Source organism: Cellulomonas avistercoris (assembly GCF_014836445.1).
GTDB classification, from domain to species: Bacteria; Actinomycetota; Actinomycetes; order Actinomycetales; family Cellulomonadaceae; genus Cellulomonas; species Cellulomonas avistercoris.
This window is the reverse complement of the sequence record NZ_JACSQV010000018.1, coordinates 17,547-40,610: the sequence shown is the minus strand read 5'-3', so window position 1 is coordinate 40,610 and position 23,064 is coordinate 17,547. Positions and strand designations below refer to the sequence as shown.

Sequence of the window (23,064 nt, the reverse complement as noted above, 5' to 3'; positions counted from 1 at the left end):
TGGACGTAGGTCGTGAGGTCCCGATCCGGAGACGTTCCGGACGCCCGCGACGAAGGAGGTCGACATGGGTCCTGCCCACCGTCCGCCCGCCCGCCGCGCCGTGCTCGCCGCCGCCGGGGCCGCGCTCGTCGCGACCCTGAGCGCCTGCGCCGGGAGCGCCGGGGCCGTGCCCGAGCCCCGCGCCCCGGAGCCTGCGTCGACCGCGGGCCTCACGCGGGCCGACGTCGACGCGTGGCTCGACGAGAAGGTCCCGGCCGCGCTCGAGGAGGGGCGCATCGCCGGTGCGACCGTCGCGGTCGTGCACGACGGCGAGATCCTCACCGCCCGCGGGTTCGGCGAGGCCGACGTCGCCGCGGGCACGCCCGTCGACCCCGACGGCACGCTGTTCCGGGTCGGGTCCGTCTCGAAGATGTTCACGGCGACCGCCGTCATGCAGCTCGTCGAGGACGGCGAGGTCGACCTCGACACCGACGTCGAGCAGTACACGCACCTCGGGCTCGACCTCGAGCACCCCGTCACGCTGCGGCACCTGCTGACCCACACGCCGGGCTTCGAGGAGCGCATCGCCGGCCTCATCGGCGCCCCCGGCTCGTCGGCGGACCTGCGCGCGAGCCTCGTCACCGACCCGCCCGAGCAGGTCTACGAGCCCGGCACCACGCCCGCGTACTCCAACTACGGCAACGCGCTCGCCGGGTACGTCGTCGAGGCCGTGAGCGGGCAGCCGTTCGAGGAGTACGTCGCCGAGCACGTCCTGGCACCGGCCGGCATGACGTCCTCGTCGTTCGCGCAGCCGCTGCCCGACGGCCTCGCGCAGCGCGTCGCGCTCGGGTACCCGACGTCCGACGACCCGGCGACGCCGTTCGAGGTCGTCGGCCAGCCGCCGGCGGGCGCCCTGAGCGCGACCGCGACGGACATGGCCCGGTTCATGCTCGCGCACCTCGGCCAGCAGGACGGCGCGCAGGACGGCGAGCTGGTCCTGTCCGACGCGACGCGCGAGCTCATGCAGCAGCCCGCGCTCGACGCCGGCACCCTCGGTGCGCTGGCCACCGGCCCCCGCATGGGCCTGGGCTGGTTCGACGAGTCCCGCCACGGGCACCGCGTCGTCGGCCACGGCGGCGACACCACGACCTTCCACTCGCACCTGCAGCTGTGGCCCGACGACGCGACGGGGATCTACCTGTCCCTGAGCAGCACGGGCGCCGGCGGCGCCGCGTACCTGCTGCGCGACGACCTGCTCGACGGGTTCGCCGACCGGTACTTCCCCGCCGACGGCACCGCGGGCACGAGCGCCGTGGACGACGCGACCCGCGGCGAGCACGCGCAGGCGATGGCCGGCGCGTACGAGAGCACCCGCGGCTTCCACTCGACGTTCCTCACGGCGCTGGGGCCGGTGCAGCCGACCCGCGTCCAGGTCGTCGCCGACGACCGCCTGCTGTTCACGCCCGGCCCCGGGCAGCTCGGGCCGGCGGTGTACGAGGAGGTCGAGCCGTGGGTCTACCGGCAGGTCGACGGCGACCGCGTCCTGGCCGTGCGGACCGACGACGCGGGGCGGGTCCAGCTCCTCGGGCACGACTCGGCGATGTCGATGACGCCGGTCGGCGCGGTGCGCTCGGCCGCCGTCCCCGTGCTCGCCGGGGCCGTCGGCGTGCTGCTGCTCACGCTGCTCGCCTGGGCCGTGGGTCGCCTCGTGCGCGCCGTCCGGTCGCGCCGCGGGTCGCCCGCCGCGTCCACCGCGCCGGCCGCACCGGCCGCCGGGCGGCTGCGGCTGCCCCGCACCCTGACGCGCGTCGCCGCCCTGTGCGCGGTCCTCGCGGTCGCCGGCTGGGTGTACGTCGTCGTCACGCTCATCGGGCTGCAGCCCGTGCCGTCGCTCGTGGTGCGCGCCGTCCAGGTGCTCACGGTCCTCGGCGTCCTGGGGCTCGCGGCGGCCGTCTGGCGGCTGGTCGCGGAGGTCCGCACCCGGACCGGCCGGCTCCGCGTCGCTGGTGCGGCGCTCACGGTCGTCGCGTTCGCCGCGACCGCCTGGTCGGCGAACCTGCTGCTGCTGACCTCCCCCGACCTCACCTACTGAGCGTGCGGCACGGGAGGATGTCCGCCATGGAGACCGCCCGGGCCGACGTCCCCGAGGCGTGGTGGGCCCAGCGCCTGTCACGCCTCGGGGTGCGCGACCCCCTCGCGCGCGACGTCCTGCTGTCCGTCGTCGTCGCCGTCCTCATGCTCGGGGTCACGCTCGGCACGGTCGCGATCGCGCCGGACCAGGACGCGCCGTCGGCGCTCGCGCCCGTGGTGCTGGTCGTCGTCGCGCAGGCGGCCACGATCGCGCTGCGGCGCGTGCGCCTGCCGCTCGCGGTCGCCGGGGCCGTCCTGGCCCAGGTCGCGCTCGTGGCGCTGGCGCCCGAGATGTCGCTGCGGACGCTCGCACCGTTCGTCGTCGCCGCGACGCTCGGCACGACGCTGCCCGCCGGGCGGGCCCTGCGGTGGGCGGCCGCCGTCGCGGGCGTCGAGGCCGCGGCGACCGCCGTCACGGTCGCGCTCACCGGCGCCAGCGCCGAGGCCGCGCTCAGCCACGCGCTGTCGGCCGCCGTCGTGTGGGTCGTCTCGGCGCTGGTGGGGACGTACGTCGCGACGCGACGCGAGCACCTGCGGCTCGTGCAGGAGCGCGCGGCAGACCTCGAGCGCGAGCGCGACACGCGGATCCGGGCCGCCGTCGCCGACGAGCGTGCCCGCCTCGCACGCGAGCTGCACGACGTCGCCGCGCACCACCTGTCGGGCATGGTCGTGCAGGCGGCGGCGGTCGAGCGGCTCGTCGCGCGGGACCCCGACGCCGCGCGGGCCGGTGCCGTGTGGCTGCGGGACCAGGGGCGCGAGACGCTCGACAACCTGCGGCAGGTCGTCGGGCTGCTGCGCGGCGACGACGCCACGGACGGGACCGCACCGCTGCCCGGGCTCGCGGCGCTCGGCACGCTGGTCGCCGGCGCGCGGGACCTGGGGGACACGGTCGAGGTCGCGGAGGTCGGCGCCGGTGCACCCCTGCCACCGCTCACCGACGTCTCGCTGTACCGCGTCGCGCAGCAGGCGCTCACGAACGCGCGCCAGCACGCGCCCGGTGCGCCCGTGCGGGTGCGGGTCGAGCGCACGCCCGGCGCCGTCGCGCTCGACGTCGTCAACGCGGCGCCGGTGCGGAGCGCGCGGCCGGTGCGGGGCGCCCACGGCGGCGCCGGGCTGGCGGTGATGCGCGAGCGCGCCGCGCTCGTCGGCGGCACGCTCGACGCCGGGCCGACGGGCGACGGCGGGTGGCGCGTGACGCTGCGCGTGCCGGTGGACGACGGGCCGACCGGCGCGGTGCCGGCGCACGACGCAGGGCAGGACGACGAGAGGCTGGACGACGAGAGGGTGGACGCGTGATCCGGGTGGTGCTGGTCGACGACCAGGCGGTCGTGCGCGCGGGTTTCCGCGTGCTGCTGGAGGAGTACGACGACCTCGAGGTCGTCGGGGAGGCGTCCAGCGGGCCCGAGGCGGTCGCGGTCGTGCAGCGCACCCGGCCGGACGTCGTCTGCATGGACGTGCGGATGCCCGGCGGCGACGGCCTGACCGCGACCCGCCGGATCGTCGCCGAGCGCGACGGCGCGGCCACGCCCGCCGTGCTCGTCGTGACGACGTTCGACCTCGACGAGTACGTGTTCGGCGCCCTGGAGGCCGGCGCCGAGGGGTTCGTGCTCAAGGACTGCGACCCCGCCGACCTGGCCGACGCGATCCGGCGGCTGGCGCGCGGCGACGGGATGCTCGACCAGTCGGTCACGCGGCGCGTCATCACCGAGTTCGCGCGCCGCCGCCCGGCGCCCAGCCCCGGTGCCGAGGCGGACCTGCTGACACCCCGCGAGACCGACATCGTGCGGCTGCTCGCCCAGGGGCTCTCGAACGCGGAGATCGCCGCGGCGCTGTTCGTCGAGCCGTCCACCGTGAAGTCCCACCTGGGCCGCGCGATGATGAAGCTCGGCACCCGCGACCGCCTCCAGACGGTCGTCTGGGCCTACCGCACGGGCCTGGCCACCCCGGCCTGACCCGCCCCACCCAGGCGCGAGAGAGCAATCCAGCACACCCCCGGGCGCGAGAGCGCGAATCCCCCGGGTCGCGAGAACGCAATCCAGCACACCCCCAGACGGCGAGAGAGCAATCCAGCCGTGACTGGATTGCTCTCTCGCGGGTGAGGGGGTGGGTGAAGGTGGGGGGTCAGGCGGTGGTGACCGCGAAGCGGCGGGTCGCCAGGACCTCGGCGATCTGGACCGCGTTGAGCGCGGCGCCCTTGCGCAGGTTGTCGTTGCTGATGAACAGCGCGAGGCCGCGGCCCTCGGGGGCACCCTCGTCCTGCCGGATGCGGCCGACGAACGACGGGTCCTGACCGGCTGCCACGAGCGGCGTGGGGACGTCGGCGAGCTGCACGCCCGGGGCGGTCGAGAGCAGCTCCGTCGCGCGCTCGACGGAGATCGAGCGCTCGAACTCCGCGTTGACGCTCAGCGAGTGGCCCGTGAACACCGGCACGCGCACGCACGTGCCCGAGACCAGCAGGTCCGGGACGTCGAGGATCTTGCGCGACTCGTGCCGCAGCTTCTGCTCCTCGTCCGTCTCGTGCAGGCCGTCCTCGACGATCGACCCCGCGAGCGGGATGACGTCGAACGCGATCGGCGCGACGTACTTCTCGGGCGACGGGAACGCGACGGCCCCGCCGTCCTGCACGAGCGCGAGCGTGTCCTGCTCGACCGCGGCGCGCACCTGGGAGTCGAGCTCCTGGGCCCCGGCCAGTCCCGAGCCCGACACGGCCTGGTACGTCGAGACGACGAGCCGGCGCAGCCCGGCCTCGTCGTGCAGCACCTTGAGGACCGGCATCGCGGCCATCGTCGTGCAGTTGGGGTTGGCGACGATCCCGATCTCGATGTGGTCGAGCGCCTCGGGGTTCACCTCGGAGACCACGAGCGGCACGCGCGGGTCGCGGCGCCACGCCGAGGAGTTGTCGACGACGATCGCACCGGCGGCGGCGAACCGCGGCGCGTGCTCCTTGGACGTCGAGCCGCCCGCGGAGAACAGCGCGATGTCGATGCCCGACAGGTCGGCCGTCACGACGTCCTCGACGACGACGTCGTCACCGCGCCACGGCAGCGTCGTCCCCGCGGAGCGCGCCGACGCGAAGTAGCGGATGGACGCGACGGGGAAGTCGCGCTCGTCCAGCAGGCGGCGCATGACGGCGCCGACCTGCCCGGTCGCCCCGACGACCGCGATCCTCAGACCCTGCGCCACGTCAACGCCCCGTCCCGCCGTACACGACGGCCTCGGTGTCCTCGGCGTCCAGGTCGAACGCCGTGTGCACGGCCCGCACCGCGTCGTCGAGCGAGTCGGCGCGGGTGACGACGGAGATGCGGATCTCCGACGTCGAGATCATCTCGATGTTGATGCCGGCCTCCGACAGCGCGGCGAAGAGCTTCGCGGACACGCCCGGGTGCGACTTCATCCCGGCGCCGACGAGCGACAGCTTGCCGATGGTGTCGTCGTACTGCAGCGACTGGAAGCCGATCGTCGGCTGGTCCGTCGTCAGCGCCGACGTCGCACGGGCACCGTCGCTCGCGGGCAGCGTGAAGGAGATGTCCGTCTGGCCCGTCGCCGCGATGGAGACGTTCTGGACGATCATGTCGATGTTCACGCCCGCGCCCGCGACGATCTCGAAGATGCGCGCGGCCTTGCCCGGCACGTCGGGCACCCCGACGACGGTGATCTTGGCCTCGGTGCGGTCGTGCGCGACGCCCGCGATGATCGGCTGCTCCATGGTGGGGTCCTCCTGGTTCGTGACGAGCGTGCCCGTGTGCGTCGAGAACGACGACCGCACGTGCACGGGCACGTCGTACCGGCGGGCGTACTCGACGCAGCGGGGCATGAGCACCTTCGCGCCGCTCGCCGCCATCTCGAGCATCTCGTCGTAGCCGATGCGGTCCAGCTTGCGGGCCGTCGGCACGATGCGGGGGTCGGCGGTGAACACGCCGTCGACGTCGGTGTAGATCTCGCACACGTCGGCCTTGAGCGCCGCGGCGAGCGCCACCGCGGTCGTGTCGGAGCCGCCGCGTCCGAGCGTCGTGACGTCGTTGGTCGACGGGTTCACGCCCTGGAAGCCCGCGACGATCGCGACCTCGCCGCGTGCCACGGTGTCCTTGATGCGGCTGGGCGACACGTCGATGATGTGCGCCTTGCCGTAGACCTCGTCGGTGATGACGCCGGCCTGCTGGCCCGTGAACGACTTGGCCTCGACGCCCAGGTTGTGGATCGCCATCGCGAGCAGCGACATCGAGATGCGCTCGCCCGCGGTCAGCAGGATGTCCATCTCGCGGACCGGCGGCAGCGGCGTGACCTGCTGCGCGAGGTCGATGAGCTCGTCGGTGGTGTCCCCCATGGCCGAGACCACGACGACGACGTCGTGCCCGGCCTTGCGCGTCTCGACCACCCGCTTCGCGACGCGCTTGATGCTGGCGGCGTCGGCGACGGACGAGCCACCGAACTTCTGGACGATGAGGGCCACGGCGCGAGGACTCCCGAAAGTGCGGGCAGGGACCCCGAGAGTGTAGGCCTTGCCCAGGATGCGGACCGCCGAGATTCCGCATGGTGGACGCCAGTCCCGCGTCGCACCCGGGACGCGCTCCCGGACGCGCTCAGGCGGGGCCGTGCAGGTCGATCCGCAGCCCCAGGCCCGCCGCGCGCGCGGCCCGGGCGACGTGGTGGCCGGCGGTGACGTCGGCCGCCGCGAACCCGGCGCTCTTGAACACGCGGATGCCGGACCGGGGCAGCGCGTGCGCACCCAGCTCACCGAGCTCCAGCACGTCCTCGCGCCGCAGCAGCCCGTCGGCGACCGGCCCGGCGAGGTCGCCCGCACCGTCGACGCCCCCGGCGCGCGTGTCGACGGCGACGACCGCGGCGGCCGCGACCGTCGGTGCGTCCAGCTCGGCAGCGTCCGGCGCGTGGCTGCCGACGCCGCAGACCAGCACGTCGGCACCGAGCCACTCCCGGTGCACCACCGGGGACGACGACGTGGTGGCGGCGACCACGACGTCCGCACCCCGGCACGCCACGGCGGTGTCGTCGACACCGACCACCTCGACCCCGTGGGGCGCCAGCTCACGGGCCAGCGTCGCCACGAGGGCGTCCCGGCGCGCGGCCGTGCGCGACGTCAGCCGCAGCGTCGTCAGCCCCGGCAGGGCCACGGCGAGCGCGAGCGCCTGCGTGCGTGCCTGCCGACCGGCACCGATGACCGTCGCCACCGTCGTGCCGGCCGGGGCGAGGTGGGTCGCGGCGATGCCCGTCATCGCCCCCGTGCGCAGGTCGGTGATCACGGACCCGTCCATGAGCACCTCGTCCCCCGTCTCGGGGTCCAGGACGAGCACCAGCGCCTGGGTCGACCAGGCCCCGCCGTACGAGGCGGTGTACCAGGTCTTGACGCCGAAGCGGTCCTCGCCGACCGTCCCCGGCATCACGAGGTACTCCCCGGCCGGCGACGCCGTGGACAGCGCCACCCGCCCGGACCCGCTGGTCCGGCCCGCGACGTGCGCGCGAGCGGCCTCCAGCGTCGTCTCCATCGCCGCCGGCATGTCGAGGACGGCGCGGACGTCCGCCGCGGTGAGGACGAGCACGCGATCTCCTCGGTCGGCGGTCAGGGCTGTGCCCCGGGACGTTACCTGAAGCGTTTGGGCCCCTGGTCACCGGCCCTGCACGCGCGCACTGTGACCCCGGCGCCCCCGGACGGGGTCGCGCCCGCACCACGCCGAACCACCCGCCCAGGGGGACCCCAGATGACCACACGCACCACCGCGCGGTTCCGCGCCCTCGTCGCCGGGCTCGCCGCCGCGGCGCTGGCCGCCGTGGGCCTCGTCGCCGCGCTGACGGCGCCCGCGACGGCGCTCTCCCCCGTCCGGCACTGCTCCGTGCAGGAGCAGACCAACGCCTGGCCCGGCGGGTTCGTCTCCGAGCTCACCATCACGATGTACGTCCCCGTGTCCGAGTGGACCGTGGAGTGGGTGAACAGCCCGTCGCAGCGCGTGACGAACACGTGGAACGCGCAGTCGTCCGGCGCGGACGGCACCTACCGCTTCCGCAACGTCGCGTGGAACGGAAACATCGCCGCGGACGGCACGTTCAGCTTCGGCTTCCAGGGCACCTCGAGCGGGGCCTGGACGCCGCCGACGAACATCACCGTGAACGGCGTCTACTGCCTGCAGTACGTGCCCCCGTTCCCGACGCTGACGCCGACGGCGACCCAGGACCCGACGCCGACGCAGAGCCCGACGCCCAGCGTCACGCCGACCCCCAGCGTCAGCCCCACGCCCAGCGTCACGCCGACCCCGAGCGTCAGCCCCACGCCCAGCGTCACGCCCACGCCGACGCCGACGCCGACGCCGACGCCGAGCGTCACGCCGAGCGCGAGCCCGACCCCGCGGCCCGACCCGGGTGGCTGCACCGGCACGTTCTGCGACGGCTTCGAGTCCCAGACCGGCACGTCGCCGGCCGCGCCGTGGACGGTCGTGCAGCCGGACTGCTCCGGCACCGGCACCGCGAGCATCGACTCGTCCGTCGCCCGCACCGGTAGCCGCTCGCTGCGCGTGAACGGCGCGGTCGGGTACTGCAACCACGTCTTCGTGCAGGCCTCCGGTGCCGTCACCGGTACCGCGGGCCAGCCGACGTACGTGCGGTTCTGGGTGCGTCACACCACCGCGCTGCCCACGTCGCACGTGACGTTCGTGGCGCTCAAGGACGCCAACGACGGCAACAAGGACCTGCGCATGGGCGGCCAGAACGGCGCGCTGCAGTGGAACCGGTCGTCCGACGACGCGACCCTGCCGGAGCAGAGCCCGTCGGGCGTCGCGCTGAGCAAGCCGCTGCCCACGGGTCAGTGGGCGTGCATCGAGGCGCTGGTCGACCCGGCCGGGCGTCTGACGACGTGGCTCGACGGCTCGCAGGTCACGGGCCTGGTGGCCGACGGCACGCCGACGCACGACATCGACAGCCAGTGGCACAACAAGGCGTGGACCCCGCGCCTCGTCGACCTCAAGCTCGGCTGGGAGAGCTACGGCGACGGTGCCGACACGCTCTGGTACGACGACGTCGTCGTGGCGTCGTCGCGCACGGGCTGCTGACGGCGGACCGACGACAGGTCGACCCGGTCCCGCCGCGTGCGGGGCCGGGTCGCCCGGCGGCGCCGTCCGGACAGGGCCGGGCCCTGCGTCAGGCCCTGCGGGTGCGCACGCGCAGGCCCAGGAGGTAGAGCTCGCAGCCCAGGCACAGGCCGAACACCGCGTTGAGGAAGGCCGCGACGAGCGCGACCGCGGCCGCACCGGGGACGGCCCACGTCACGCCCAGCAGGCCCAGGACGAGGCCCAGCGCGGTGATGACGAGGCCGACGAGCTGCGCGAAGCGCGGCGGGCGGGGGTCCTCGAGGGCGGTCGGCGGTGCGAGGCGCGGGCGGACGAGACGCTCGAACAGCCACGCCTGCCACGTCGCGCCGACGCCGCCCGACGCACCGCGCGCGAAGCTCGCGGCGACGAGCGCGAGCAGCGCCGTGGCGAGCCGGCTGTCGCCGAGCAGCAGGACGCCGACGAGCAGGACGGCGGTGAGCGCGGCGCCGACGCGCGGACCGCGCGGGTCGATGCCGGTGACGCGGGGCGTCAGGGTGGCGGACATGGGGGCCTCCGGGAGGACGGGTGGGGGGACGAGCGCGACCGACGGCCCGCGGCGGGCCCGGTCGTCAGACCGCGGGGACGCCCGGACAGGGCGCGGGCGTGCCGCACGACGCGAGCGCGGCGAGCGCCTGACGGCGGTCGGTCGCGCCGGACATGCGCCCGACCAGCGCGCCGTCATGCCCGACGACGAGCGTCGTGGGGGTGCGCATGACGCCGAACCGGCGCACGAGCTCGAGGTGCTCCGCCACGTCGAGCTCGACGTGGACGACGCCCGGCTCGTCGGCCGCGACGCCCGCGAGCACGGTGCTCGTGGCGCGGCACGCGGCGCAGACCTCGCTCGAGAGCTGCACGAACGTCGCGCGCCCGCCCAGCGCGACGCCCAGGTCGTCGGCCGTCAGGACGTCCCGCGCCGGGCCGGTGACGGGCTGCGCCTCGACGGCCGTTGCGCCGGGGCGTGCGGCGTCCGTCGGGCGGAAGCGGCCGTTGCGCCCGCGCCACGCGAGGCCGAGCGCGGTCGCGAGCGCGAGGACGACGAGGACGAGCACGGCTCCCCTCATCGCGACCTCCTGCCGTGCGTGCGTGGATCGGCAGGATATCCCGACCGCGCCGGTCGGTCGGACGACCGTCCGGGTGACGTCCGCCCGCGGTGCGACGACCCCGGTGCCCCTGTCCCCCTGCGGGTGGACCCGCGCGCAGGGGCCCGGCTCCTAGCGTGGCGCCATGCCACCCGACGCCAGCCCCGAGCCGCCCGGCGGCCCCGCGCCTGCCCCCGACGCCCCGACCGGGCCCGGCACCGCAGGCGCGGCCGTCGCCCAGCGGCCGCACGGCATCGAGGTCACCGGCCTGCGCCGCGCGTTCGGCACCGTCAAGGCCCTCGACGGCGCCGACCTGGTCGCCCGCGCCGGTGCCGTGACCGCGCTCGTCGGGCCCAACGGCTCCGGCAAGACGACGCTGCTGCTCGTCCTCGCGGGGCTGCTCGTGCCCGACTCCGGGCACGTGCGCATCGCGGGTCACGACCCCGTGACGGACAACGCCGGTGCCCGCGCCCGGACCGGCTGGATGCCCGACGCGTTCGGCACCTGGGACTCCCTGACGGCCCGCGAGGTCCTCGCGACGTTCGCCAGCGCGTACCGCGTCGACCGCGCGACCGCCGCGGCCCGCGTCGACGAGCTCCTCGCGACCGTGCACCTCAGCGAGTACGCCGACCAGCCCGCCGCCGTCCTGTCCCGCGGGCAGAAGCAGCGCCTCGGGCTCGCGCGGGCGCTCGTGCACGACCCGCAGGTGCTGCTGCTCGACGAGCCGGCCAGCGGGCTCGACCCACGTTCGCGCGTCGACCTGCGGATCCTGCTGCGCCGTCTGGCCGACGAGGGCCGCACGGTCCTCGTGTCGTCGCACGTGCTGTCCGAGCTGGACGAGATGGCCGACGACGCCGTGTTCCTGTCCCGCGGACGCACCGTCGTCGGGATGTCCGAGGCGCAGGTCGCGAGCGGGCGGCGCACGTGGCACGTGCGGTCGCTCTCGCTGACGGCCCTCACGTCCTGGCTGGAATCGACCGGCACCACCTACCGCCCCGACGGCGCCGGCCGGGTCACCGACGCCGGCGACCCCGCCCCCGCGGGGGGCGTGCTCGTCGACGTCGAGGGCGAGGCCGGTGCCGCCGCGCTGCTGCGCGACGCGGTCGCCGCCGGGGTCCCCGTCGTCTCGTCGGCACCCGCCGCCGGTGCGCTCGAGCAGGCGTACCTCGCACTGGAGGAGGAGCGACGATGACCGCGACCACGAGCACCACCCCGGCCCCGGCGGCCGGCCCGTCCCCGCGCACGACCCCCGCCGTCGGCACCTGGACGCTGACGTGGCACGGCGTGCGCACGGTGGCCGCGCTCGAGCTGCGGCAGCGCGTGCGCTCGTCGCGGTGGAAGACCGCGCTGGTCGTGTGGTTCGTCGTCGTCGGCGCGATCACGCTCCTGGCCGGCGGGGTCCTGACGGTGTTCGACGACTCCGCCGCCACCACCGACGAGGCGGGCGCCGTGCTGTTCACCGTGGTCACGGGGCTCGTCCTCGGACTCGGCCTGCTCGTGACGCCGACCCTGACCTCGACCGCCGTCAACGGCGACCGGGCCGCGGGGACGCTCGCGACGCTGCAGGTCACGCTCCTGTCGCCGGCGGAGATCGCGGCCGGCAAGCTGCTCGCCGCGTGGCTCAGCGCGTGCGCGTTCCTCGTCGTGAGCCTGCCGTTCTTCGCGATCGCCCTGGCCATGGGCGGCGTGCCCGTCGCGACGCTGCCGCGCGTCGTGGTGCTCATCGCGCTGCTGCTGGCGGCCGTCTGCGGCACGGGCCTGGGCTGGTCGACGCTCGCCGCGCGTCCGGCCGGGTCGACCGTCCTGACCTTCGTCACCGTCGCGGCGCTCACGGTGTTCACGCCGATCTTCTTCGGCCTCACCTACCCGTTCCTCAGCACGACGCAGGAGGTGCAGGTCTACGGCCCGCCGGACTCCTACTGGGAGGACCTGCAGGACGGGACGGGGGACGCGGCCGCCGATCCCGTGTGCGAGCTGTCGGTGCAGGAGCGGTCCGTGGCCCGCACCGAGTGGACGTGGTGGCTGCTGGCCGTCAACCCGTTCATGGTGGTCGCCGACGGCGCCGTGCCCGGGTCCGCCGCCGTCGACGAGCAGTCGACCGCGGGGATCGTCGTCACCGGCACGCAGACCGTGCGCGACCTGCGGCTCGGCCAGCAGGTGCCCGTCGACGAGTGCTGGAGCGAGCACGACCCGGGCATCACCCCCGAGCGGGACGGTGCGGGGCCCGTGTGGCCGCTGGGCCTGGCGGTGAACCTGCTGCTGGGCGCCGCCGGGTTCGTCGTCGCCGTCCGTCGCCTGCGCACGCCGCAGCGCACCCTGCCACGCGGCACCCGCGTGGCCTGATCCCCGGCACCGCGCCGGGCCACCCACGCCGCGCGCCGGTCGCCCTCGTCCCCGCCCCCCGGTCCACACCCCTCCGGTCGGCGGCACGGACGTCGGCGGCCGGCGGGCGGACCAGCCTCAGGGCTGGAGCGCGTCGTACTCCGCCTCGGCCGCGACGTCGTCCTCCACGTCGAGGCGCACGTGCGCGAGGATCGTCTGGATGGCGCGCAGCGTGCTCGCGGCCCGCTCGCCCCAGTCGGACAGGTAGCTGAACTGCCACCACCACAGCGCCTCGAGGACGTGCCCGCGCCCGTGGTGCGCGAGCCCCTGGGACAGCGCACCGACGATCGCGACGAGGTCGCCGGAGATCGTCGACTCCTCGACCTCGGGGCCCAGCAGCGGGTCGACGACCTCGACGTACTCGTCGATGCCGTCGAACAGGTTCGACAGGTTCACGCGCAGCGGCTCGAGGTCGGCGTCGGGGCCGACGTCGGGCTCGAAGCGCGACGGCGGCACGACGTCCGTGGTCGCACCCAGGCGCGCACCCGCGGCGAGCAGGTCGGACAGCGCGAGCAGCAGCAGCGGCAGCGACGCCTCCGGCGCGGAGCCGGCCGCGACCTCCGTGACCGTCGTGAGGAACCCGCGGGCCTCGGACGCGACCGAGTCCGCGATGTCCCGCAGGTCCGCGTCCACCGTGGGACGCCCGTCGTCGGTGCTCATGCGCTCCCCCTCGTCGTCGTGCACGTCATGCGCTCAGGCGACGACGGCCCTCGAACGCACGGCCGAGGGTCACCTCGTCCGCGTACTCGAGGTCGCCGCCCACGGGCAGGCCGGACGCGAGCCGGCTCACCGTCAGGCCCATCGGCACGAGCAGGCGCGCCAGGTAGGTGGCCGTGGCCTCGCCCTCGACGTTCGGGTCGGTGGCGAGGATGACCTCGGTGACCGTGGCGTCGGCCAGCCGCGTCATGAGCTGGGCGATGCGCAGGTCGTCGGGCCCGACGCCGCCGATCGGGTTGATGGCGCCGCCGAGCACGTGGTACCTGCCGCGGAACTCCCGCGTCCGCTCGATCGCGACGACGTCCTTCGCCTCCTCGACGACGCAGATCGTCGTCAGCGACCGGCGCGGGTCGCGGCAGATGCGGCACTGCGGCTCCTGGGCGACGTTGCCGCAGATCTCGCAGAACTGGACGCGCAGCTTGACCTCGGTGAGGGCGTCCGCGAGGCGGCGCACGTCCCCCGGGTCCGCGGCCAGGATGTGGAACGCGATGCGCTGGGCGCTCTTGGGGCCGACCCCGGGCAGCCGCCCGAGCTCGTCGACCAGGTCCTGGATCGCGCCTTCGTACACCCCGTCAGCGTAGTTCCCGCCGCGACCGGTCGGCGCACGCGGGCGCGCGTCGCGCCCGGGCCCTCGCACCACCTCGCCGCTCAGTCACCGCGAGGCAGCGCTGCGAGCGCGTCGAGGACGCGCTCGAGGCCGAACCGCCAGGCGTGCTCGGCGCTGGCGGGGGCGGCCATCTCGGCACCCGCCGCCGCACCGACGCGCTGGGCGAGCGGGTACGCGCCCCCGAGGTAGGCGGCGAGGCGCGGACCCCAGGTGTCCCAGCCGGCGGCCATGGCGGCGCCGTGCGGGTCGGGGCGGCGTGCGCGGGCGACGCCGCGGACGAAGTCGAGGACGAAGGTGAGCGCCGCGTCCCGGTCGACGTCGCGCAGGCCCAGGCCGTCGAACGCGTGCAGGCCGTGGTCGTAGCGGGCGATCGTGCCGGGACCGAGGGCGGTGCGCTGGTCGGCGACGTCCAGCAGCCAGGTGTGCACCGTGTGCAGCTCGAGCTCGTCCGCGGCGAGGTCGGCGACGCGGACCCGCCAGTCGTCGCTCGCGGACGTGGTCCGCGTTGGCGTGGCACGGGTGGCGTCGGCCATGAGGACGAGCAGGTCGTCGCGGCTGCCGACGTGCGTGTAGACGGCCATGGTGGAGATGCCGAGGTCGGCCGCGAGGCGGCGGACGGTGACGGCGTCGAGGCCGTCCGCGTCCGCCAGGGCGACGGCGGCGTCGACCACCTGGGACGTCGTGACGCGGGCCCGGGGGCCGCGGGCGCCGCCCTGGGGCGCGGCGGCGTGCTCGCGCCAGAGCAGGTCGACCAGATCGCGTGCCACGAGCACCACCTTCCCGGGAACATCTCAGCAGACCACCACGTTGTACGCCGTACAAAGTTATCGACCCGCAGGAGGACCCGTGCACATCCAGTCGACCACCGTGTCCCTCAACGTCGCCGACGTCGAGGCCTCGGCCCGGTTCGCCACCGAGCACTTCGGCTTCACCCAGACCATGTCCGCCGACGGCTTCATCGCCCTCGCGCACCCCGAGGCGGGCGTCCACCTGACCTTCCTGCGCACCGGCCTGGCGTCGTTCAAGCCCGCCGAGATCGCCGGACCTGCCGGCCAGGGGCTGCTGCTCGCGTTCGTCGTCGACGACGTGGACACCGAGTTCGCGCGCCTCGAGGCGTCGGGCGCGCGCGTCGTCACCCCGCCCGAGACCGAGCCGTGGGGCGAGCGCTACTGCCAGGTCGCCGACCCCAACGGGATCGTCTGGCAGCTGGTGCACTGGGTGACGGCGCCCGACGCGGTCTGACGGCGTCGGGCGGGTTCCGACGGCGTCGGGTGGGCTCCGACGGCGACGGACGGCGACGGGTCAGATGTCGATCTGCTCGTCGATCACGCGGCCCCCGAGCACCTGCGCGACCAACGGCACGCCGATCAGCCCGGACTGCCCGATGGTCGGGTCGTCCGGCGACGGCTCGTCGGGCTCGGCGCTGCGGTGGCGCGACTGCGCGGCGGCGGCACGTGCTGCGGCGACGCCGCGCTCGCGGGCCGTCCCCCCGGTCGGGGACGTGCTCGGGCGGCCGGCCTCAGCAGGGCGACCGGGCGCCGTCCGACCCGTCGCCGGACGCGGGTCACCCTGCGCGGCAGGGCCGCCCGGCCGACCGCCCGTCCCGGGCTGCGACCGCCGGGCGGGTGCGGACCCGGCGCCCCACGGGTCCTCCGGCTCGTCCCCGGGCGGGATGTCGTCGTCGGGGTGGGCCACGACCGGCGGTCCGGCGGACGCCGTGGACGACGCCCCGGCCGCTGCGCCGGGAGCGCCCTGCGGTCCCGTGGCCGTGTCGTCCGGCTCCCACGGTGGTGTCGGACGCCCGGGGGCGTCCACGCCGGGGGCGCCGCCGCGGGCCGAGGCACCCGGATCGGAGGAACCGGATGCGGTGCCCTGCGCGGGTGCGGGGGTACCGCTGGTCGCGGCGTCGCCGGTGGCAGCGGTGCTGCGGCCGCGATCGGCAGCGCCGTGCTCGTCGCTGCCGTTCCGGTCGCGGGCACCCTGGGTGCGGCGGCGCTGGTCGTCGCCGTGCTGCTCGTCGGCGTTCCGCCCGCCGGACCGCCGGTCCGCAGCGGCGCTCCCGGCCTCTCGCGGCGCGGGGTGCGACGGCTCGTCCCACGAGGCGGCCGCCTGCTCCCGCGACATCGCGCCGGGCGCCGACGGGGCGTCGGCAGCGCTCGGGGCCGCAGGTCGGACGCTCGCGCCACCCGGCTCGTCGAGGACGCCCTCGACCCGGGCCGTGACGCCGAGCGTCTCCGAGAGAGCCCGCGCGACGACCTCGGCGTGGTTGCTGTTGCGGAAGGTCGTCACGAGGCCCGGCTGGGCGAAGCCCAGGCGCAGGGTCGTGGCGTCGAGCTCGAGGACCTGCGCGTGCTGGTTGACGAGTGCCCACGAGGGCAGCCGCAGCCGCCGCAGCGTCGTGAGCACGTCGGGCCAGCGACGCCGCAGCATCTCGGTGTCGGCCGCCGCGGCGACCGCGCCCGGCGCCGGTGCGGCGGGCTGGGCGGCGGGTGCCGCTGCCGGCTGGGCGGCGGGTGCCGCTGCCGCCTGGGCGGCAGATGCCGCTGCGGGCTGGGCGGCGGGTGCCGCTGCCTGCTGGGCGGCGGGTGCCGCGGGACGCTGCGGGGCAGCCGGTGCCGCGGCCTGCGAGGCGACCGGTGCGGTCGGCGCAGCGGACGGCGACACGGTCGCCGCGACGGCCGGCGCCGGGGGGTCGACCCGAGGCGCGTCCCGCCGCGACCCGACGTCGCTGCCGGCGTCGGACGCCGGACGTCCCTGCGCACCGGACCCTGCCGGGGCTGTCGACGGCGCGCGGACCTCCGCGGCGGCGGGCGCGCCGGCCGTCCCCGGCGCGACGCGGGCGTCGGCGGGCTCGGCCGCACGTGCGGGCGGAGCAGGGGCGGCGGCCGGTGCCGCGTGGTCCGGCGCCACCTGCGCCACGGGGGCCGCAGGCGCGGCGCCGCCGCCCGCGGCGAACCCGCGCTCGAGGCGGTCGATCCGGGCGCCGAGGCCGGTGCGCGAGTCGTCGACGCTCGGCAGCAGCAGACGCGCCATGAGCAGCTCGAGGTGCAGCCGCGGGGACGTCGCGCCGACCATCTCGGTGAGGGCGGCGTTGGCGAGGTCGGCCGACCGGGACAGCTCGGACGCGCCGAGGTGCGTGGACTGCCGCCGCATCCGGTCGAGCTGGTCCGCCGGCACGTCGCGCAGGACCGCGTCCGCGGCGTCGCCCGACGCCGACAGGACGATGAGGTCGCGCAGGCGCTCGAGCAGGTCCTCGACGAAGCGCCGCGGCTCGTGGCCCGTCGCGACGACCCGCTCGACGACGCGGAAGGCCGACGCGCCGTCGCGCGCCGCGATCGCGTCGACGAGGTCGTCGAGCAGCGAAGTGTGCGTGTAGCCGAGCAGCGCGACCGCGCCCTCGTAGACGAGGCCCTCGTCGCCCGAGCCCGCGATGAGCTGGTCGAGGACCGACAGCGTGTCGCGGACGGACCCGCCCCCCGAGCGCACGACCAGCGGCAGCACACCGGGGCCGACGGGCACGCCCTCGGTGGCGCACAGCTGCTCCAGGTAGGGCACGAGCACGTCGGGCGGGACGAGCCGGAACGGGTAGTGGTGGGTGCGCGAGCGGATGGTCCCGATGACCTTGTCGGGCTCCGTGGTCGCGAAGATGAACTTCACGTGCGGCGGCGGCTCCTCGACGATCTTGAGCAGCGCGTTGAAGCCCTGCGGCGAGACCATGTGCGCCTCGTCGAGGATGAAGACCTTGTACCGGTCGCGCGCGGGCGCGAACGTCGCGCGCTCGCGCAGCTCACGTGCGTCGTCGACGCCGCCGTGGCTGGCCGCGTCGATCTCCACGACGTCGAGCGACCCGCTGCCGCCGCGCGCCAGCTCGACGCACGACGGGCACACGCCGCACGGGGTGTCGGTCGGCCCCTCGGCGCAGTTGAGGCAGCGCGCGAGGATGCGCGCGCTCGTCGTCTTGCCGCAGCCGCGCGGACCGGAGAACAGGTAGGCGTGGTTGGCCTGCCCCGAGCGCAGCGCCTGCCGCAGGGGCGCGGTCACGTGGTCCTGCCCGATGACCTCGGCGAAGGACTCGGGCCGGTAGCGGCGGTACAGCGCGGTGCTCACACCCCGAGCCTACGGTCCCCCGCCCACACGCCGACACCGCCGTCCCCAGCCCCGACGGAGCCGGCCCGGCCGCACGGCACGGCGGTCTCAGTCCGCCCGGACGACCGTGTCCGCCAGGACCCGGTGCAGCAGCGGACGCGTCGCCTCCGTGGCCGCCACGACCAGCAGCAGCCCGACGGTCAGGCTGCCGACCAGCAGCAGCAGCCCCTGCGGGGCCGCGAGCGCCGCCGCGCCGAACAGCGGGAAGAACATCACGAGCGCGGCGGTCGCCGACCCGACGGACACGAGCACCACCGGCACCAGCACCTCGCGGCGCCGCACCCCGTCGAAGAGCTCGGTCGGGACGCCCGCGAGCCGCGCGAGCGACAGCTCGCGGCGCCGGTCGAGCACCGACGCGGCCTGCGCGATGCCCGCCGACACCGCCGCGAGCAGGAAGGTGATCGCGAGCGTCAGCAGGGCTCCCGTGAGCACGTCCGCCGACACCGTCGCGTCGTCCGGGTCCGTCCCGGGCCCGCTCACGAGCACGGGCACGACCGCGAGGCACCCCGCGACGAACGACGCGAGCCCCAGGCCGCCGACGACGCGCCAGACCGCGCGCGGGTCGTCGAGCAGGCGACGCGCCGCCAGGAGCTGCTCGGGCGTCCGCGCCCGCCACAGGCGGACGCGCCCCAGCACGCCCAGCGCCCACGGCCCCACCGCGTTGAGCGTGAGGAACGCGACCGCGAGCCCTGCGAGCAGCATGCCGACGAGCACCGCGGCGAAGGACTGACCGATCACCGACACCACCATGAACGCGACGAACGCCAGGACGGCGACGACGACCCGCACGGCCTTGAGCCCGGGGCGCGACACGCGCTGCGCGACGCCCAGGGGCGACACGACGACGCGCCGCAGCGACACGGCCCCGCTGACGACCGCGAGCAGCGGCACCGCCAGCCACGCGAGCAGCACGACGGGCACCCCGACCCACAGCTCGGCCGCGGTGAACGGCCGCCCCTGGAAGGGGATCCGCGTCCACACCGGCAGCAGGGCGCCGTACAGCGCGGTCCCCGCCACCGCGCCGGCCAGGCCCTGCAGGGCGGTGTCGACGAGCGTCAGCCCCACGACCTCGCGGGGGGTCGCGCCCAGCAGCCGCAGGGCCGCCAGGCGGGCGTCGCGCCGCGCGACGCCGAGCCGTGCGGCGCCGCCGCCCAGGGTGAGCAGGGGCACCAGCAGCAGGATCGTCGCGACCACCGCGAGCGTGACGTAGAACCCGCCCGCATCGCGCTCGAGCCCGGTCGTCGGGTGCGCGGCCCGCTCCATGAAGCCCAGCAGCGCCGCGACGACCGAGAGGGACAGCGCGGTCGACACCGCGAACGCGGTCACGGCGAGCACCGTCGTCGTGCGGCTGTCACGTCCCCCGGCGCGCTGCAGCCGCGGCGCGAGCGCGAGGACCGGGTTGACCCTCACCGGGCACCGCCGGGGCCGAGGAGGTCCCCACCCGGCGCGCCGGCGCGCTCGCCGGGACGCGGCCCGACCCCGGCACGCGTCGTCGAGCCCGGCGCGACGACCAGGCCGTCGCGCACGTCGATGCGGCGGTCGCACCAGGCCGCGACGTCCGCGTCGTGCGTGACGACGACGAGCGAGGCGCCGACCGCGCGCGTCGAGTCCACCAGCACCTTCATGACGTCGTGGCCGGTCGCCTGGTCGAGCGACCCCGTCGGCTCGTCGGCGAACACGACCTCCGGCCGGTTGACGAGCGCGCGGGCCACCGCGACGCGCTGCGCCTGCCCCCCGGACAGCTCACCGGGCCGCCGCCCCTCCGTGCCGGCCAGGCCGAGCGCCGCGAGCCACCGGTCGGCCGCCGCCTCGGCCTCGGCGCGCGACGTGCCCGTGAGCATGGCGGGCAGCGCGACGTTCTCGCGCGCCGACAGCTCCGAGAGCAGCTGGCCGAGCTGGAACACGAACCCGTAGCGGCTCCGCCGCAGCAGCGACCGCTCCTTCTCCCCGAGCCCCTGGACCTCGCGCCCCCGCAGCGTCACGACCCCCGACGTCGGCACGAGGATCCCCGCCAGGACGTGCAGCAGCGTCGACTTGCCGGACCCCGAGGGGCCCATGACCGCGAGCGACTCGCCGTCGCCGAGCTCGACGTCGACGCCCGCGAGCGCCGTCGTGACCCCGAAGCGGTGGACGAGCCCGCGGGCCGCGAGCCGGGGCACGCCAGGAGCCGGTGCAGCGGCGGCGGCCGGCGCGCTGCCGGGCGCGCGGGACGGGACGGGTACGGACCTCTCGCTCATGCGTCCAGCGTGCGCCGCGGACGGCGGGTGCCGCGTCCGGCGACGGTCGGGTGGCACCGCGCACCGTGTGCGACCGCGGGGGGACCCGCCGGCGTGGCCGCCCACCCGTGGTCGCAGGCCGTGCGGGGCGTGCAGGAGCGGGGGCCGACGGCGTCCGGGCATGCAAGGACCCCCCGCACACCCGCCAGAGCTCGCCTGCCCTTGCTGCCTTCCGGCCCTGGGGGAGTTCAGCGAGATGACGCCGTACGAGGGGTCTGGGCACCACCTTAACCCAGGTGGGGGCGGCGGCGCCCCCCCCCCCCCCGCCCGGGCGGGACCTCACGGATCGAGCGGGGGGAGCCGTTGCGTGGGGGGACCGTCGTCGCCGGTCTGACGCGTGATCCGCTCGGTCGCGGACGGGTCGCCGGTCGACGTCGTGCGCCGCGGCGTCGTGCCGCCGGACGTCACGCTGCGCCGCTGCGGGGGACGCGCGGGCTCGGGCTCGACGTCGGGCCGGGCTGCGGGGCGCGCCGGCATCGCGGGCGTCCGACGGCCGACGGGCGCGGGGTCGACGACCTCGACGACCTCGACCACCTCGACGTCGACGACGTCTTCGGCGTCACGGCGCGGGCCGGCGTCGGGCTCCCGCTCGGCACCGCCCCACTCGGGCCAGTCGGCGAGCACCTCGTCGTCGTCGGGGGCGGGGGTCGGCGTGGGGACCTCGCTGACCGTGGGCGACGCACCGGACGGCGTCGCCGGGCCCCCGTCGACGCCCTCGGACCCGCCGGGACGCCCGGCCGGCGCCGGCAGGACCCGCGACGCGGCCCACAGCCCGAGCCCCAGCACGACGGTGTACGTGCCGCCGAGGACGAGCAGCACCGCGACCGCGACGCGCTCGGACGAGTCGAGCGACAGCGCCAGCACGACGGCCAGGACGACGACGAGCACGCCCCAGACCCACGCGAGCAGCCCGAGCCGGTGCACGACGCCGCGGTGCCCGCCGCGCGCGGCCACGGTCGCGCCGTACCCGCCGAGCAACGTCGTCACGAGCGCCACGGCCGTGACGACCAGCCACGTCGCGACGCCCTGCACGGCCAGGACGAGGAGCCCGACCAGGGCCATCGCGACCGCGGGGAGCGTGAGGACGCCGAGCAGGGCGCCGACGACGGGCGCGCGCCACCGGTCCAGCTCCCACAGGTCGGTCCGCGGCGCGGACGTCGCGTCGGGGGCGGGACGGGAGCCGTGGGGCGGCCGGTCCTCGGGGGGCTGCGAGGGGTCCTGGGTCATGAGCCCACGCTAACGAAGGTCCGGCGATCCGGACATTCGTCCGGCTGCCCGGGAGCCGACCTGCACGCTCCCCTCACACGCGCGCCGCGCACCGCGGGGCCCGCCCGGCGGGCGTCGGTCGACGGTCGCGCGCGATGATGGCCCCATGCCCGACGCACGCACGCCCGTCCCCCCGTCGCCGATCCGCACCGCCCGGGGGTCCGTCGCGATCGTCGGCGGGTACGTCGTCCCGGTGGCGTCGGCGCCGCTGGACGGTGCGACGGTGCTGGTCGAGGACGGTGTCGTCACGGCCGTCGGCACGGACGTCGTCGTGCCGGACGGCGTGCGGGTGGTCGACGCGACCGGGCGCTGGGTGCTGCCCGGTTTCGTCGAGGCGCACGCGCACATGGGCGTCATGGAGGAGGCCGAGGGCTGGGCCGGCGACGACACCAACGAGAAGACCGGGCCCAACGGCGCGGCGCTGCGCGCGATCGACGGCATCAACGTCGAGGACGAGGGGTTCCGCGACGCGCTCGTCGGCGGCGTGACGTCGGCCGTGGTCAAGCCGGGCTCGGCCAACCCGATCGGCGGGCGGACCGTGGCGATCAAGACGTGGGGCGGGCGGACGGTCGACGAGCAGGTCATCCGGCACGACGTGTCCGTGAAGTCGGCGCTGGGCGAGAACCCCAAGCGCGTGTACGGCGAGCAGAAGAAGCTGCCGTCGACGCGCCTGGGCGTCGCCGCCGTGATCCGTGGGGCCTTCGTCGAGGCGCAGGGCTACGCGGCGCGTCGGGACGCCGCCGCGGCCAAGGGCGAGCCGTTCGAGCGGGACCTCGCCAAGGAGACGCTCGCCGCCGTGCTCGCGGGCGACCTCGCGTGGGACCAGCACACGCACCGGGCCGACGACATCGCGACCGCGCTGCGCCTCGCCGACGAGTTCGGGTACCGGCTGGTCGTCAACCACGGCACGGACGGCGCGGCGGTCGCCGACGTGCTCGCCGAGCGCGACGTGCCCGTCATCTTCGGCCCGCTGTTCACGTCGCGGTCCAAGGTCGAGCTGCGCGACCGCGCGATCGCGAACCTCGGGGTCCTGGCGCGCGCGGGCGTGCGGGTCGCGATCACCACGGACCACCCGGTCGTGCCGATCAACTTCCTCGTCCACCAGGCGTCGCTCGCCGTCAAGGAGGGCCTCGACCGCGACACCGCGCTGCGCGCGCTGACGGTGAACCCGGCCGCGTTCATGGGGCTCGACGACCGCGTCGGCGCCCTGACGCCCGGGCTCGACGGCGACGTGGTGGTCTGGTCCGGCGACCCGCTCGACGTCACCGCCCGCGCCGAGCACGTCTTCGTCACCGGCACCGAGGTGTACACGTGGGACCCGACGGCCCGCGGCGGCCTGGGCGAGGGCCGCGTCCGCGAGCGCGCGGAGCGCTTCGCCTGACCGGCGG

The 23,064-nt window shown here is 76.1% G+C and carries 20 protein-coding genes and 1 other RNA gene; 8 read left to right on the top strand and 13 right to left on the bottom strand.

The window, feature by feature from the left end:
- The first annotated feature begins 64 nt into the window (after positions 1-64).
- Genes H9657_RS17040 through H9657_RS17030 form a run of 3 tightly spaced genes read left to right on the top strand, consistent with a single transcriptional unit; the run spans position 65 to position 4,061 of the window.
- Entirely contained in the window at positions 65-2,071 is a 2,007-nt protein-coding gene (locus tag H9657_RS17040; protein WP_191784628.1) for a serine hydrolase domain-containing protein, read from the top strand.
- A gap of 26 nt (positions 2,072-2,097) precedes the next feature.
- Complete coding sequence (locus tag H9657_RS17035; protein ID WP_191784627.1) at positions 2,098-3,405, top strand: sensor histidine kinase; 1,308 nt, start codon at positions 2,098-2,100, stop codon at positions 3,403-3,405.
- Complete coding sequence (locus tag H9657_RS17030; protein ID WP_191784626.1) at positions 3,402-4,061, top strand: response regulator; 660 nt, start codon at positions 3,402-3,404, stop codon at positions 4,059-4,061. The genes H9657_RS17035 and H9657_RS17030 overlap by 4 nt, the downstream gene beginning before the upstream one ends.
- Before the next feature lie 169 nt (positions 4,062-4,230).
- Here H9657_RS17030 and H9657_RS17025 read toward each other — a convergent pair whose 3' ends face one another.
- The 3 genes from H9657_RS17025 to H9657_RS17015 form a co-directional block, all read right to left on the bottom strand.
- Positions 4,231-5,292: an aspartate-semialdehyde dehydrogenase gene (locus H9657_RS17025; RefSeq protein WP_191784625.1), complete on the bottom strand. Its 1,062-nt coding sequence runs from the start codon at positions 5,290-5,292 to the stop codon at positions 4,231-4,233.
- Position 5,293: 1 nt separating this feature from the next.
- On the bottom strand, positions 5,294-6,559 hold the full coding sequence (locus tag H9657_RS17020; protein ID WP_191784624.1) for an aspartate kinase: 1,266 nt from the start codon (positions 6,557-6,559) through the stop codon (positions 5,294-5,296).
- Positions 6,560-6,689: 130 nt separating this feature from the next.
- Positions 6,690-7,664, bottom strand: a complete 975-nt coding sequence (locus tag H9657_RS17015; RefSeq protein WP_191784623.1) for an ornithine cyclodeaminase family protein — start codon at positions 7,662-7,664, stop codon at positions 6,690-6,692.
- Positions 7,665-7,823: 159 nt separating this feature from the next.
- Between H9657_RS17015 and H9657_RS17010 the strand changes: the two genes are divergently transcribed.
- On the top strand, positions 7,824-9,164 hold the full coding sequence (locus tag H9657_RS17010) for a cellulose binding domain-containing protein (protein WP_191784622.1): 1,341 nt from the start codon (positions 7,824-7,826) through the stop codon (positions 9,162-9,164).
- Positions 9,165-9,252: 88 nt separating this feature from the next.
- Here H9657_RS17010 and H9657_RS17005 read toward each other — a convergent pair whose 3' ends face one another.
- Together H9657_RS17005 and H9657_RS17000 are read right to left on the bottom strand one after the other, a co-directional pair.
- Entirely contained in the window at positions 9,253-9,708 is a 456-nt protein-coding gene (locus tag H9657_RS17005; RefSeq protein WP_191784621.1) for a DUF4395 domain-containing protein, read from the bottom strand.
- Between the two features lie 64 nt (positions 9,709-9,772).
- Entirely contained in the window at positions 9,773-10,264 is a 492-nt protein-coding gene (locus H9657_RS17000; protein ID WP_191784620.1) for a thioredoxin family protein, read from the bottom strand.
- 163 nt (positions 10,265-10,427) lie between these two features.
- Here H9657_RS17000 and H9657_RS16995 point away from each other — a divergent pair, with 163 nt between their 5' ends.
- Together H9657_RS16995 and H9657_RS16990 are read left to right on the top strand one after the other, a co-directional pair.
- The gene (locus H9657_RS16995; RefSeq protein WP_191784619.1) at positions 10,428-11,474 is read left to right on the top strand and encodes an ABC transporter ATP-binding protein; all 1,047 of its coding nucleotides are present in this window, start codon (positions 10,428-10,430) and stop codon (positions 11,472-11,474) included.
- Positions 11,471-12,625: an ABC transporter permease gene (locus H9657_RS16990; protein ID WP_191784618.1), complete on the top strand. Its 1,155-nt coding sequence runs from the start codon at positions 11,471-11,473 to the stop codon at positions 12,623-12,625. Before H9657_RS16995 ends, H9657_RS16990 begins: the two co-directional genes overlap by 4 nt.
- A 117-nt stretch (positions 12,626-12,742) precedes the next feature.
- Here the strand turns inward: H9657_RS16990 and H9657_RS16985 are convergent, their stop codons facing one another.
- The 3 genes from H9657_RS16985 to H9657_RS16975 form a co-directional block, all read right to left on the bottom strand.
- Positions 12,743-13,324, bottom strand: a complete 582-nt coding sequence (locus tag H9657_RS16985; RefSeq protein ID WP_191784617.1) for a DUF5063 domain-containing protein — start codon at positions 13,322-13,324, stop codon at positions 12,743-12,745.
- Positions 13,325-13,349: 25 nt separating this feature from the next.
- Positions 13,350-13,949, bottom strand: coding sequence for a recombination mediator RecR (gene recR, locus H9657_RS16980; protein WP_191784616.1), 600 nt, complete (start codon positions 13,947-13,949; stop codon positions 13,350-13,352).
- An 80-nt stretch (positions 13,950-14,029) separates the two neighbouring features.
- Positions 14,030-14,755, bottom strand: coding sequence for a TetR/AcrR family transcriptional regulator (locus tag H9657_RS16975; protein ID WP_191784615.1), 726 nt, complete (start codon positions 14,753-14,755; stop codon positions 14,030-14,032).
- Positions 14,756-14,834: 79 nt separating this feature from the next.
- Between H9657_RS16975 and H9657_RS16970 the strand changes: the two genes are divergently transcribed.
- On the top strand, positions 14,835-15,230 hold the full coding sequence (locus H9657_RS16970; RefSeq protein WP_191784614.1) for a VOC family protein: 396 nt from the start codon (positions 14,835-14,837) through the stop codon (positions 15,228-15,230).
- A 60-nt stretch (positions 15,231-15,290) separates the two neighbouring features.
- Here the strand turns inward: H9657_RS16970 and H9657_RS16965 are convergent, their stop codons facing one another.
- The 5 genes from H9657_RS16965 to H9657_RS16945 form a co-directional block, all read right to left on the bottom strand.
- On the bottom strand, positions 15,291-18,095 hold the full coding sequence (locus H9657_RS16965; RefSeq protein ID WP_191784613.1) for a DNA polymerase III subunit gamma and tau: 2,805 nt from the start codon (positions 18,093-18,095) through the stop codon (positions 15,291-15,293).
- A gap of 87 nt (positions 18,096-18,182) precedes the next feature.
- Positions 18,183-19,544 carry an FtsX-like permease family protein gene (locus tag H9657_RS16960; protein WP_191784612.1) on the bottom strand — a complete coding sequence of 454 codons (1,362 nt, stop codon included), beginning with the start codon at positions 19,542-19,544 and terminating at the stop codon, positions 18,183-18,185.
- The gene (locus H9657_RS16955; RefSeq protein WP_191784611.1) at positions 19,541-20,371 is read right to left on the bottom strand and encodes an ABC transporter ATP-binding protein; all 831 of its coding nucleotides are present in this window, start codon (positions 20,369-20,371) and stop codon (positions 19,541-19,543) included. The genes H9657_RS16960 and H9657_RS16955 overlap by 4 nt, the downstream gene beginning before the upstream one ends.
- A 161-nt stretch (positions 20,372-20,532) precedes the next feature.
- Positions 20,533-20,629, bottom strand: an RNA gene (ffs, locus tag H9657_RS16950) — signal recognition particle sRNA small type.
- A gap of 60 nt (positions 20,630-20,689) precedes the next feature.
- Positions 20,690-21,637 carry a hypothetical protein gene (locus H9657_RS16945; RefSeq protein WP_191784610.1) on the bottom strand — a complete coding sequence of 316 codons (948 nt, stop codon included), beginning with the start codon at positions 21,635-21,637 and terminating at the stop codon, positions 20,690-20,692.
- Between the two features lie 145 nt (positions 21,638-21,782).
- Here H9657_RS16945 and H9657_RS16940 point away from each other — a divergent pair, with 145 nt between their 5' ends.
- A complete protein-coding gene (locus H9657_RS16940; protein WP_191784609.1) occupies positions 21,783-23,057 on the top strand; it encodes an amidohydrolase in 1,275 nt (424 codons plus the stop codon).
- Positions 23,058-23,064 lie beyond the last annotated feature (7 nt).

What these genes read in the sequence shown, in the direction of transcription:
- H9657_RS16990 (WP_191784618.1), top strand. Translation starts at nt 11,471, where the DNA reads ATGACCGCGACCACGAGCACCACCCCGGCCCCGGCGGCCGGCCCGTCC.
- H9657_RS17010 (WP_191784622.1), top strand. Translation starts at nt 7,824, where the DNA reads ATGACCACACGCACCACCGCGCGGTTCCGCGCCCTCGTCGCCGGGCTC.
- H9657_RS16955 (WP_191784611.1), bottom strand. Translation starts at nt 20,371, where the DNA reads ATGAGCGAGAGGTCCGTACCCGTCCCGTCCCGCGCGCCCGGCAGCGCG.
- H9657_RS17005 (WP_191784621.1), bottom strand. Translation starts at nt 9,708, where the DNA reads ATGTCCGCCACCCTGACGCCCCGCGTCACCGGCATCGACCCGCGCGGT.
- H9657_RS17035 (WP_191784627.1), top strand. Translation starts at nt 2,098, where the DNA reads ATGGAGACCGCCCGGGCCGACGTCCCCGAGGCGTGGTGGGCCCAGCGC.
- H9657_RS17000 (WP_191784620.1), bottom strand. Translation starts at nt 10,264, where the DNA reads ATGAGGGGAGCCGTGCTCGTCCTCGTCGTCCTCGCGCTCGCGACCGCG.
- H9657_RS16985 (WP_191784617.1), bottom strand. Translation starts at nt 13,324, where the DNA reads ATGAGCACCGACGACGGGCGTCCCACGGTGGACGCGGACCTGCGGGAC.
- H9657_RS16940 (WP_191784609.1), top strand. Translation starts at nt 21,783, where the DNA reads ATGCCCGACGCACGCACGCCCGTCCCCCCGTCGCCGATCCGCACCGCC.
- H9657_RS16995 (WP_191784619.1), top strand. Translation starts at nt 10,428, where the DNA reads ATGCCACCCGACGCCAGCCCCGAGCCGCCCGGCGGCCCCGCGCCTGCC.
- H9657_RS16945 (WP_191784610.1), bottom strand. Translation starts at nt 21,637, where the DNA reads ATGACCCAGGACCCCTCGCAGCCCCCCGAGGACCGGCCGCCCCACGGC.
- H9657_RS17040 (WP_191784628.1), top strand. Translation starts at nt 65, where the DNA reads ATGGGTCCTGCCCACCGTCCGCCCGCCCGCCGCGCCGTGCTCGCCGCC.